The 10,215-nt window shown below is 57.8% G+C and carries 11 protein-coding genes; 7 read left to right on the top strand and 4 right to left on the bottom strand.

The window, feature by feature from the left end; all coding sequences use genetic code 11:
* The 4 genes from ACIQ3A_RS11805 to ACIQ3A_RS11790 all read right to left on the bottom strand — a co-directional run.
* Positions 1–1,177: FAD-dependent oxidoreductase (locus ACIQ3A_RS11805; RefSeq protein WP_396431929.1), on the bottom strand; the 1,177-nt coding region annotated here is incomplete at its 3' end.
* Between the two features lie 52 nt (positions 1,178–1,229).
* Entirely contained in the window at positions 1,230–1,595 is a 366-nt protein-coding gene (gene sdhD, locus ACIQ3A_RS11800; protein ID WP_108407295.1) for a succinate dehydrogenase, hydrophobic membrane anchor protein, read from the bottom strand.
* 32 nt (positions 1,596–1,627) lie between these two features.
* A complete protein-coding gene (gene sdhC, locus ACIQ3A_RS11795) occupies positions 1,628–2,059 on the bottom strand; it encodes a succinate dehydrogenase, cytochrome b556 subunit (protein WP_396431928.1) in 432 nt (143 codons plus the stop codon).
* 131 nt (positions 2,060–2,190) lie between these two features.
* The gene (locus ACIQ3A_RS11790) at positions 2,191–2,976 is read right to left on the bottom strand and encodes a GntR family transcriptional regulator (RefSeq protein ID WP_396431927.1); all 786 of its coding nucleotides are present in this window, start codon (positions 2,974–2,976) and stop codon (positions 2,191–2,193) included.
* Positions 2,977–3,214: 238 nt separating this feature from the next.
* Between ACIQ3A_RS11790 and ACIQ3A_RS11785 the strand changes: the two genes are divergently transcribed.
* From ACIQ3A_RS11785 to ACIQ3A_RS11755, 7 genes are all read left to right on the top strand, one after another.
* A complete protein-coding gene (locus tag ACIQ3A_RS11785) occupies positions 3,215–4,201 on the top strand; it encodes a malate dehydrogenase (RefSeq protein ID WP_396431926.1) in 987 nt (328 codons plus the stop codon).
* 109 nt (positions 4,202–4,310) lie between these two features.
* The gene (locus ACIQ3A_RS11780) at positions 4,311–5,261 is read left to right on the top strand and encodes an HpcH/HpaI aldolase/citrate lyase family protein (RefSeq protein WP_396431930.1); all 951 of its coding nucleotides are present in this window, start codon (positions 4,311–4,313) and stop codon (positions 5,259–5,261) included.
* Between the two features lie 29 nt (positions 5,262–5,290).
* Positions 5,291–5,863 (top strand): hypothetical protein, encoded by a 573-nt coding sequence (locus ACIQ3A_RS11775; protein ID WP_396431925.1) that lies wholly within the window; start codon positions 5,291–5,293, stop codon positions 5,861–5,863.
* Between the two features lie 33 nt (positions 5,864–5,896).
* The gene (acnB, locus tag ACIQ3A_RS11770; protein WP_396431924.1) at positions 5,897–8,488 is read left to right on the top strand and encodes a bifunctional aconitate hydratase 2/2-methylisocitrate dehydratase; all 2,592 of its coding nucleotides are present in this window, start codon (positions 5,897–5,899) and stop codon (positions 8,486–8,488) included.
* A gap of 132 nt (positions 8,489–8,620) precedes the next feature.
* Positions 8,621–9,616: an aldo/keto reductase gene (locus tag ACIQ3A_RS11765; RefSeq protein ID WP_396431923.1), complete on the top strand. Its 996-nt coding sequence runs from the start codon at positions 8,621–8,623 to the stop codon at positions 9,614–9,616.
* 145 nt (positions 9,617–9,761) lie between these two features.
* Complete coding sequence (locus ACIQ3A_RS11760) at positions 9,762–10,025, top strand: type II toxin-antitoxin system Phd/YefM family antitoxin (protein ID WP_396431922.1); 264 nt, start codon at positions 9,762–9,764, stop codon at positions 10,023–10,025.
* Between the two features lie 6 nt (positions 10,026–10,031).
* Positions 10,032–10,215 (top strand): hypothetical protein (locus ACIQ3A_RS11755; protein ID WP_396431921.1); only part of this gene is annotated, 184 nt, incomplete at its 3' end.

Genomic DNA, 10,215 nt, shown 5'->3' with positions numbered 1-10,215 from the left:
ACTCGCCAACAGCGTACAAACCGTTCACAACAGCGTTGTTATCGGTGGCGTTTTGTGTGACCACTTGGCCGTTGATGTTGGTCGGGATACCGCCCATTTGGTAATGGATGGTGGGCACCACGGGAATCGGCTCTTTGGTGATGTCGACGTTGGCAAAGTTGACGCCGATTTCGTACACCGAAGGCAGGCGCTTGTGAATCGTGTCGGCGCCCAGGTGATCGAGCTTGAGCAACACGTAGTCCTTGTTGGGACCGCAGCCACGGCCTTCCTTGATCTCTTGGTCCATGCAGCGTGACACGAAATCACGCGGGGCCAGATCTTTCAGGGTGGGCGCATAGCGCTCCATGAAGCGTTCGCCGTTGCTGTTCAGTAAGATGGCACCTTCGCCGCGGCAGCCTTCGGTCAAGAGCACACCCGCACCGGCCACGCCGGTGGGGTGAAATTGCCAGAACTCCATGTCTTCCAGCGGGATGCCTGCACGAGCAGCCATGCCCAAGCCGTCACCTGTGTTGATGAAAGCGTTGGTCGAGGCGGCATAAATGCGGCCTGCGCCACCCGTGGCCATCAGCACGGTCTTGGCATGCAAGACGTGCAGGTCACCGGTTTCCATTTCGAGCGCGGTGACGCCGACCACGTCGCCTTCGGCGTCACGGATCAGGTCAAGGGCCATCCACTCCACGAAAAAGCTGGTTTTAGCCGCCACGTTTTGCTGGTAAAGCGTGTGCAGCATGGCGTGGCCTGTGCGGTCGGCGGCAGCGCAAGCGCGTTGCACAGGCTTTTCGCCATAGTTGGCGGTGTGGCCGCCAAAGGGCCGCTGGTAAATGGTGCCGTCTGGGTTGCGGTCGAAGGGCATGCCCATGTGCTCCAGGTCGTACACGACCTTGGGCGCTTCACGGCACATGAATTCGATGGCATCTTGGTCGCCAAGCCAGTCGGAGCCCTTGATGGTGTCGTAAAAGTGATAGTGCCAGTTGTCGTCGGACATGTTGCCCAGAGAGGCACCGATGCCACCTTGGGCGGCCACAGTGTGCGAACGGGTAGGAAACACTTTGGACAGCACGGCCACGTTGAGGCCAGCGCGGGCCAGTTGCAGCGAGGCACGCATGCCCGAACCACCGGCGCCGACGATCACGACATCAAACTTGCGGGTGGTGATTTTGTCTTTGGTATAGCTCATGGTTTATCTAAGTTGGGGTGAGTTCAGTGCAATGACAAGCAGTCTCAGGCATTCACAGACGCCAGAGCGACTGAACGGCCCAGCCTGCACAGCTGACCAGCCAGACCAAGGTGAAAACGTGCAAAACCAGGCGCACAGCCAGGGGTTTGACGTAATCCATCCAGATGTCACGCATGCCCACCCAGACGTGGTACAGCAATGAAAGAATGACAGAGAAGGTCAGGACCTTCATCCATTGGGAGGCAAAAATGCCTGCCCATTCTTCGTAGCCGATAGGGCCGGCCGTGAAGATGACCTGAGCCAGCAGGATCAGGGTAAAAAGAGCCATCAGACTGGCGGTCACGCGTTGAGCGAGCCAGTCACGAAAGCCATAACCAGCACCGGTCACGATGCGTTTGGAGCCGTAATTCACGGACATAAGTCAGTTTCCTTGTTTCTTATGGGGGCTGATCAGTACAGACCGAACAGCTTGGCACCGAGCACGGCGGTCAGTCCGATGCTGAGAACCAGAGTGACGATGGCTGAGGATTTGCCGAATTCTTTGGTCACAGCGTGACAGATGTCCATGTACAAATGGCGCAGACCCGCAATGAAATGGTGCAAATAGGCCCAGATCAGAGCCAATGCGACCAATTTCATGAACCAGCCAGGCACAAATCCCAGGCCGACGTTGAAAGCAGCCGCGAGTTTGGCGTAAGAAATCTCGGAAGTGATGGAACTGTCAAACAGCCAGATGATGAGTGGCATCAGCAAAAACATCAGGAAACCGCTGATGCGGTGCAAGATCGAGACGATGCCTGCCGCTGGCAAGCGGTAAGACGGCAAGTCTTTCAAGGCATTGATGTTGCGGAATTCAGGCCGCTTTCGGGCGAGTTCAGTCATGTGTGTACTTTCTGGGTGTAACGCGTTCGTAATCTCAATGGCAAGCCGGTGAATTCTATTGCAACGCAGCAAACTGACATGAGCATTGCACACGGGGGGCGCAGGGAGATTTTTCAATCGTTCTTAGTGGGTCAACTCAAAGCGTTGTGATAGTGGTGACTTTCGGTGCGATAAAAGCCGCGCCGCAACTCCATCGGGGTGTCGTTGTAGGTGTAGGCAATGCGCTCCACACTGAGTAAAGGGGTTCCTTTCGCAACCTGAAGCAGTTGGCTTTGGGTCTCATCGGGCATCACAGCCCGGATTTTTTCGTCAGCGCGCACCATGCGCACGCCAAATTCAGTTTCAAAAAGAGCGTACATGGCCCCTTGGTAACCGGCCAGCCGCTCGGAAGTCAAGCCTTTGAAGGGGCCGCCGGGCAACCACAAGTCTTCCAGAATAGTCGGCACACCCGCAAAAGACAGCACACGCCTGACCTGCAAAACGGTATCGCCAGTCCGTAGTGCCAATGTGCGGGCGATGTCGGCTGTGGCACGCAAGCGTTTGCAGTCCACGATTTCACGTTGGGCGGGTCCTTCGGAGTCCAGATTGCCAGTGTCTGGCACCAATTTCAGGAATCTGTACTGAACATGGTGTTCGGCATGCGTGGCGACAAAGGTGCCTTTGCCTTGTCTGCGCACAAGCAGGTGGTCGCTGGCCAACTCGTCGATGGCTTTTCGGACCGTGCCTTGGCTGACCCGGTAGCGCGCAGCCAGATCCATTTCGCTGGGGATGGACTCGCCGGGCTTCCATTCGCCCGATTGCAGGTTTTGCAGAATCAGGCTTTTGATTTGCTGGTAGAGCGGGCTGAACGCAGGCGTGGGCACGGACGTGTTGGCTGCAGAAGAACTTTGGTCAGCCAATGGAGAAGTGTTGTTCATGGGTAGATTTTGGCGAGCGGGTCAGTTGCGCGTCAGGTAGCACATCTTATCTTATATAAGACATAAGACAAATTGACGAGTCAGGGTTTTCGCGAGTACACTTCCAAGCTGTTTGCTTGCATTTCGGGCTCATTTGCATGGGTTCGCAGCGCAAGTCCGGTACGCTGGACAGACCTGCTGACTAACTTGTCGGCCATGGGCTGCGACCCTTGTTTTCAACACTTCGGAGTTTTCCACCATGAGCAAAAAGCCCGTCCGCGTTGCCGTCACCGGCGCAGCAGGTCAAATCGGTTACGCATTGTTGTTCCGCATCGCTTCCGGCGAAATGCTGGGCAAAGACCAGCCTGTCATTTTGCAACTGCTCGAAGTACCCGTCGAGGGGCCGCAAAAGGCGCTCAAGGGCGTGATGATGGAACTCGAAGACTGCGCATTCCCCTTGCTGGTCGGCATGCAAGCCCATGGCGACCCGATGACCGCTTTCAAAGACGTTGACTACGCCCTGCTGGTCGGCTCGCGCCCACGCGGCCCTGGCATGGAGCGTGCTGAATTGCTCGCCATCAATGGTGCCATCTTCACTGCACAGGGCAAGGCCCTGAACGCAGTGGCTTCACGCGACGTCAAAGTGCTGGTGGTGGGCAACCCCGCCAACACCAACGCCTACATCGCCATGAAGGCCGCGCCTGACTTGAAGCCAAGCAATTTCACGGCCATGCTGCGTCTGGACCACAACCGCGCTCTGTCGCAAATCGCTGCCAAAACTGGCAAGGCCGTGGCTGACATCGAAAAACTGTGCGTGTGGGGCAACCACTCGCCCACCATGTACGCTGATTACCGCTTTGCCACCATCCAGGGCGAGTCGGTCAAGACCATGATCAACGACCAGGAATGGAACGCCAACGTGTTCTTGCCCACCGTCGGCAAGCGCGGCGCGGCCATCATCGAAGCCCGTGGCCTGTCTTCGGCAGCCTCGGCTGCCAACGCAGCCATTGACCACATGCGTGACTGGGCCCTCGGCACTCACGGCAAGTGGGTCACCATGGGGATACCTTCGCAAGGCTGGTACGGCATTCCCAAGGACGTCATGTTTGGTTTCCCTGTGACTTGCGAAAACGGCGAGTACAAAGTCGTTGAGGGCTTGGAAATCGACGCGTTCAGCCAAGCTTGCATCGACAAGACCCTGAAAGAGTTGACCGACGAGCAGGCGGGCGTGGCCCATTTGATCTGACGCTCCGCAGAGAAACAGAGTGAGCCATCCGCGCGAAATTTTGCTGGGGGCGCAAGCCGGTAGCGTTCAGCTGCCGGTATGTGACCATTACAGTGGGGTGGAAGCGCGGATGCGCAAAAGCCTGCAATTGCAGGCTGAAATGACGCAAGAGTTCGGCACATGTGTCTTTGATGTCACCCTGGATTGCGAAGATGGCGCTCCAGTCGGTGGCGAAGCCGAACACGCTGCACTGGTCACGGAAATGGCGCTCGCCACGACCGCTGCCACGCCGGATGCTCGCATTGCGGTGCGCGTTCACCCTGTAGACCACCCCAGTTTTGATGCCGACATGGCGCACATTGCAGGCCGTGCGGGCCAGGTTTTGACGCACATCATGGTGCCCAAAGTTGAAACCGTGGCCGACGTCAACCGCGCCCAGGATGCACTGATCAACGCAGGTGCCGCAGATTTGCCTTTGCACGTGCTGATCGAGTCGCCCGCTGCCGTGCACCGTGCGTTTGACATCGCCGCACACCCCCGTGTGCAGTCCATCAGCTTTGGCCTGATGGACTTTGTCTCCGCCCATGGTGGTGCGATAACAGCTGATGCCATGGGCACAGGTTTGGGGCAAAACCCTTCGGTTTTGGGGCAGTTCACGCACCCACTGGTGCTGCGCGCCAAGCTCGAAATCGCCAGCGCCTGCCACGCCCACGGCAAAGTGCCCTCACACTGTGTCGTCACCGAATTCAAGAACATCGATGCCATCCGCATGGCCGCACAAAAAGCCGCCCGCGAACTGGGTTACACCAGAATGTGGAGCATCCACCCAGACCAGATCCGCCCGATTTTGCAGGCCATGGCCCCCAGCGAAGCGCAAATCGAGCAGGCCAGTGAGATCATTTTGGCCGCTCAGGCTGCCCAATGGGCGCCCATCAGCCATGCGGGTCAATTGCACGACCGGGCCAGTTACCGGTTTTTCTGGCAATTGATCGAACGCGCGCACCAGACCGGTCGACATTTGCCGCAAGAGATTCATTCGTTTTTTGCAGGTATTCCGAAGAACGTGCGGTTTGTTGCATGATGAAAACCGTTCAGTTGAAGGGTCTTGACATGCTGAAAATGACCGCATTCTGGGTGATCTCTTTGTTGACCTTGTCCGCATGGGCGCAAGCGCCTGCGAGCCCCTCCAAAGCGACCTCAAGTAAAGCGGTGCAGAGCAAGCCGGCGCAGGCCAATGCCAATGCCAATGCGAAGCAGAACGCTGTTAAAACCGGCCCAAAACCCAAAACTCAACGGCCGACCCCACTTGCACCCGAGACCCCGATGGGGCCCGATGAGCTGGCCATCGCCGATCGTGTGCACCAAGGGCACTTGCCTTGTGAACTGGGCGCTTCGGTGCGAATGGAAGCCGATGATTCGCAGCCAGGCTATTTCTATTTGCATGGCAAAGGTTTTCGCTACCGCATGCACCCTGTGGCCACGACCACTGGCGCGATCCGCCTGGAAGACCGTAAAGCTGGTGCGGTTTGGCTGCAATTGGCCAACAAGTCCATGCTGATGGACCAGAACAAAGGCCGCCGCTTGGCCGATGAATGTGCCAATGCCGAGCAAGTGGCCTTTGCAGAGGACATGAAAACCACCCCCCCGCCCAGCCTGATCGACACGACAGGTATGGGGCGATAAATCTTGAAACTTTGACTGACAGGAGAAAAAACCATGTTGAAAGCCTACCGTGAACACACCGCAGAACGCGCTGCCCTGGGTATCCCGCCTCTTGCGCTGGATGCCAAACAAGTGGCCGACCTGATCGAGCTGATTAAAAACCCGCCTGCAGGCGAAGACGCCTTCCTGATGGACTTGTTGACCTACCGCATCCCACCAGGGGTGGACGATGCCGCCAAGGTCAAAGCTTCTTTTTTGGCGGCCGTGGCCCACGGGGAAATCAAGGTCGGCCTGGTCTCCAAAGCCAAAGCCACCGAGTTGCTGGGCACCATGGTCGGCGGCTACAACGTGCATCCCCTGATTGAGTTGCTGGATGACGCTGAAGTCGCGGGCGTTTCGGCCCAAGCCCTCAAGAAAACTTTGTTGATGTTCGACTTCTTCAACGACGTTGCAGAAAAAGCCAAGGCGGGCAACGGCAAAGCCAAAGAAGTCATGCAGAGCTGGGCTGATGCCGAGTGGTTCACCACCCGCCCCGAAGTCGAGAAAAAAATCACCGTCACCGTGTTCAAGGTGCCCGGTGAAACCAACACCGATGACCTGTCCCCCGCACCAGATGCCTGGAGCCGCCCGGACATTCCCTTGCACTATCTGGCGATGCTCAAAAATACCCGCGAAGGTGCAGCCTTTAAGCCAGAAGAAGACGGCAAGCGCGGCCCGATGCAGTTCATTGAGGACCTGAAGAAAAAAGGCAACCTGGTCGCTTACGTGGGTGATGTGGTCGGGACAGGTTCCAGCCGCAAGTCGGCCACCAACAGCGTGATCTGGGCCACAGGCCAGGACATCCCCTTCGTGCCCAACAAGCGTTTTGGGGGGGTAACTTTGGGCGGCAAGATCGCCCCGATCTTTTTCAATACACAAGAAGATTCGGGTGCCTTGCCCATTGAAGTCGATGTGACCAAGCTGGAGATGGGCGATGTGATCGATATCTTGCCCTACGACGGCAAGATCGTGAAAGACGGCGCCACCATCGCCGAGTTTCAGCTCAAGAGCGATGTGTTGTTTGACGAAGTCCGCGCCGGTGGCCGTATCAACCTCATCATTGGCCGGAGCCTGACCGCGAAGGCGCGCGAGTTCATGGGCTTGCCAGCGTCCACCGTGTTCCGCTTGCCCACTCCGCCGGTGACGACCAAGGCCGGCTTCACACTGGCCCAAAAGATGGTCGGCCGTGCGGTTGGTTTGCCCGAAGGTCAGGGCGTTCGCCCTGGCACATACTGCGAACCCAAAATGACCACTGTGGGCTCACAAGACACCACTGGCCCGATGACCCGCGACGAGCTGAAAGACCTGGCCTGCCTGGGCTTCTCGGCCGACATGGTCATGCAGTCTTTCTGTCACACCGCCGCTTACCCCAAGTCGGTGGATGTCAAAACCCACCGTGAACTGCCTGCCTTCATCAGCAACCGTGGTGGTGTCTCACTGCGCCCTGGTGACGGCGTGATCCACTCTTGGCTCAACCGCCTGCTGTTGCCTGACACCGTCGGCACCGGTGGTGACTCGCACACCCGTTTTCCGATTGGCATCAGCTTCCCCGCTGGTTCTGGCCTGGTGGCGTTTGGTGCTGCCACGGGCGTGATGCCTTTGGACATGCCCGAGTCCATCTTGGTACGTTTCAAAGGCGAGATGCAACCTGGCGTGACGCTGCGAGACCTGGTGCATGCCATTCCCTTGTACGGCATCAAGAAGGGCTTGTTGACGGTGGCCAAGGCCGGCAAGATCAACGAGTTCTCGGGCCGTATCCTGGAAATCGAAGGCCTGCCCAACCTCAAGGTTGAACAAGCGTTTGAGTTGTCCGATGCTTCGGCCGAACGTTCCGCTGCGGGTTGCACCATCAAGCTGAATAAAGAGCCGGTGGAGGAGTACCTCAAGTCGAACGTGGTTCTGATGAAGAACATGATTGCCGATGGTTATGCCGACGCACGCACCTTGGCCCGCCGTATCGAAAAAGTCGAAGCCTGGTTGGCCGCACCCAACCTGCTCGAAGCCGACAAAGACGCCGAATACGCGCATGTCATCGAGATCGACCTGGCTGAGATCAAAGAGCCGATCCTTTGCTGCCCGAACGACCCGGACGATGCCAAGTTTCTGTCTGAAGTGGCGGGTACCAAAATCGACGAAGCCTTCATTGGTTCGTGCATGACCAACATCGGGCACTTCCGTGCCGCAGCCAAATTGCTCGGCGGTAGCCGTGACATTCCTGTCAAACTGTGGGTGGCGCCACCGACCAAGATGGACGAGAGCGAGTTGATCAAGGAAGGTCATTACGCCAACTTCGGCGCTGCTGGTGCCCGCACCGAAATGCCCGGATGCTCGCTGTGCATGGGCAACCAAGCCCAAGTGCGCGAAGGCGCAACCGTGGTGTCCACCAGCACCCGCAACTTCCCCAACCGTTTGGGCAAGAACGCCAACGTGTTCTTGGCCTCGGCCGAGTTGGCGGCCATCGCCTCCAAGCTGGGCCACATCCCCACGGTGGCCGAGTACCACGAAGCCATGGGCATTGTGAACAAGGACGGCGCAGCCATCTACAAATACCTGAACTTCAACCAGATTGAAGAGTATGTGGAAAAAGCGAAAGGTGTGACTGCCTGATCAGGCCTTGGCCTTGTCCAAAGCCCCCGCGCCGAAAGGTCCAGGGGCTTTTTTAATTCCACACAGGTGACAGCTTGGGTTCGTCAATTGGCTTAGCCTTGACGGATCAACACTTTGTCTCGAGGGGCATCCATGAAATTCACCATGCTGGGCAAAAGCTCATTGAAGGTTTCCCGCTTGTGCTTGGGCACCATGATGTTTGGTGACCAGACTCCGATCGAAGATGCGCGCGACATCCTGGCGGATGCGCTGGATCGAGGCTGTAATTTCATCGATACCGCCGACGTTTACACCCTGGGCAAGTCCGAAGAGATGTTGGGGCAATTGCTGTCTGAACAACGACACCGATGGGTGCTGGCCACCAAGGTCGGCAATCCCATGGCCGATTGGCCCAACCACCAGGGGTATTCGCGCAGCTGGATGATGCGCGCTTGCGAGGACAGCCTGCGCCGCCTGGGCACCGATCACATCGACATTTACTACCTGCACCGTGACTACAACGGCATGAATCTCGAAGAGCCTTTGCGTGCCATCGAAGCTTTGCTGCGAGACGGCAAGATCCGTTATTGGGGCGTTTCCAATTTCCGGGGTTGGCGCATTGCCGAGATGGTGAACCTTGCCCGCCAGATGAACATGCCTGGGCCTGTGGTGTGCCAACCGTATTACAACCTGCTCAACCGCATGCCAGAGGTGGAAGTGCTGGAAGCCTGCGGGCATTACGGCCTGGGTGTGGTGCCCTACAGCCCCATTGCACGTGGCGTGCTGACCGGAAAATATGAGCCTGGCCAAGCCCCGGCTGCAGGAACGCGTGCTGCCAGAGCCGATAAACGCATCATGGAAACCGAGTTTCGGGCAGAGTCATTGCAAATTGCGCAAACCTTGAAACACCACTGCGAACGCAAAGGTGTCTCGCTGGCGCACTTCGCTACGGCATGGGTGCTGGCCAATCGCCATGTGAGTGCGGTCGTTGCCGGTCCTCGTACGCTGGCGCAGTGGCAGGACTATTCTGCAGCGCTGGAGGTCGAGATCACTGCCGAGGACGAAGCGGTGGTGAACAGTCTGGTGGTGCCTGGTCACCCCTCCACGCCAGGTTACAACGACCCGTCTTACCCTTTGAATGGGCGCTGATCTCGTTGAAGCCCACTCTGGGTGGGGGCGCCATCTTAGGTTTTGGAGTGACCTCCAATTGGGACAGCGGACCGTATCAAGTCGGAATAATTGACAACAACCCAATTATTTCTGTACAGTCTGTACATAAATCAAGGAGTTGGTCATGTCAGAAGCCCCAAAATATGGACTCGAGCAAGCCCGCGCGCAGTTGCCGCTGATCGCCTCAGAGGCGGTGGCGGGCTACACCAGTGTGATCACGCGCCACGGCAAGCCGGTGGCGGTGGTGATACCGGTTGACCAGTGGCGTGACCAACAGGCCCGCTCTTTGCAGCAAAGCGGTGTTTTGGCCTTGCGAGGCACTGGGCGGGGCTTGTGGCTGGATGGCGCTGCGGCGTCGGTGGCGCAACTGCGTGATGAGTGGGCTTGAGCGGTGGTGGCCAAAGCGCGTGCCTCGGCGTCCCTTTGGGGTGGATTGAGCGCGGGTGCGACAGTGTTGGTGGACACCGCACCCTGGATTTACCTGCTCGAAGACCATGCCGACTTCGCACCTCGTTTTTTGGGTTTGTTTGAGGCGGCCGAAAGAGGCCAAATTCAACTCGCCTTGAGCACCATCACCT

The organism is Limnohabitans sp., assembly GCF_044361985.1.
Taxonomy (GTDB): Bacteria; Pseudomonadota; Gammaproteobacteria; order Burkholderiales; family Burkholderiaceae_C; genus Limnohabitans_A.
Note: the sequence above shows the minus strand (reverse complement) of the source record. Positions and strands in the feature narration are given on the sequence as shown.

Excerpts from the sequence above, each read along its gene's own strand:
- sdhC (WP_396431928.1), bottom strand. The coding sequence starts at position 2,059 with ATGACTGAACTCGCCCGAAAGCGGCCTGAATTCCGCAACATCAATGCC.
- ACIQ3A_RS11765 (WP_396431923.1), top strand. The coding sequence starts at position 8,621 with ATGAAATTCACCATGCTGGGCAAAAGCTCATTGAAGGTTTCCCGCTTG.
- ACIQ3A_RS11785 (WP_396431926.1), top strand. The coding sequence starts at position 3,215 with ATGAGCAAAAAGCCCGTCCGCGTTGCCGTCACCGGCGCAGCAGGTCAA.
- ACIQ3A_RS11775 (WP_396431925.1), top strand. The coding sequence starts at position 5,291 with ATGCTGAAAATGACCGCATTCTGGGTGATCTCTTTGTTGACCTTGTCC.
- sdhD (WP_108407295.1), bottom strand. The coding sequence starts at position 1,595 with ATGTCCGTGAATTACGGCTCCAAACGCATCGTGACCGGTGCTGGTTAT.
- ACIQ3A_RS11760 (WP_396431922.1), top strand. The coding sequence starts at position 9,762 with ATGTCAGAAGCCCCAAAATATGGACTCGAGCAAGCCCGCGCGCAGTTG.
- acnB (WP_396431924.1), top strand. The coding sequence starts at position 5,897 with ATGTTGAAAGCCTACCGTGAACACACCGCAGAACGCGCTGCCCTGGGT.
- ACIQ3A_RS11790 (WP_396431927.1), bottom strand. The coding sequence starts at position 2,976 with ATGAACAACACTTCTCCATTGGCTGACCAAAGTTCTTCTGCAGCCAAC.
- ACIQ3A_RS11780 (WP_396431930.1), top strand. The coding sequence starts at position 4,311 with ATGCGCAAAAGCCTGCAATTGCAGGCTGAAATGACGCAAGAGTTCGGC.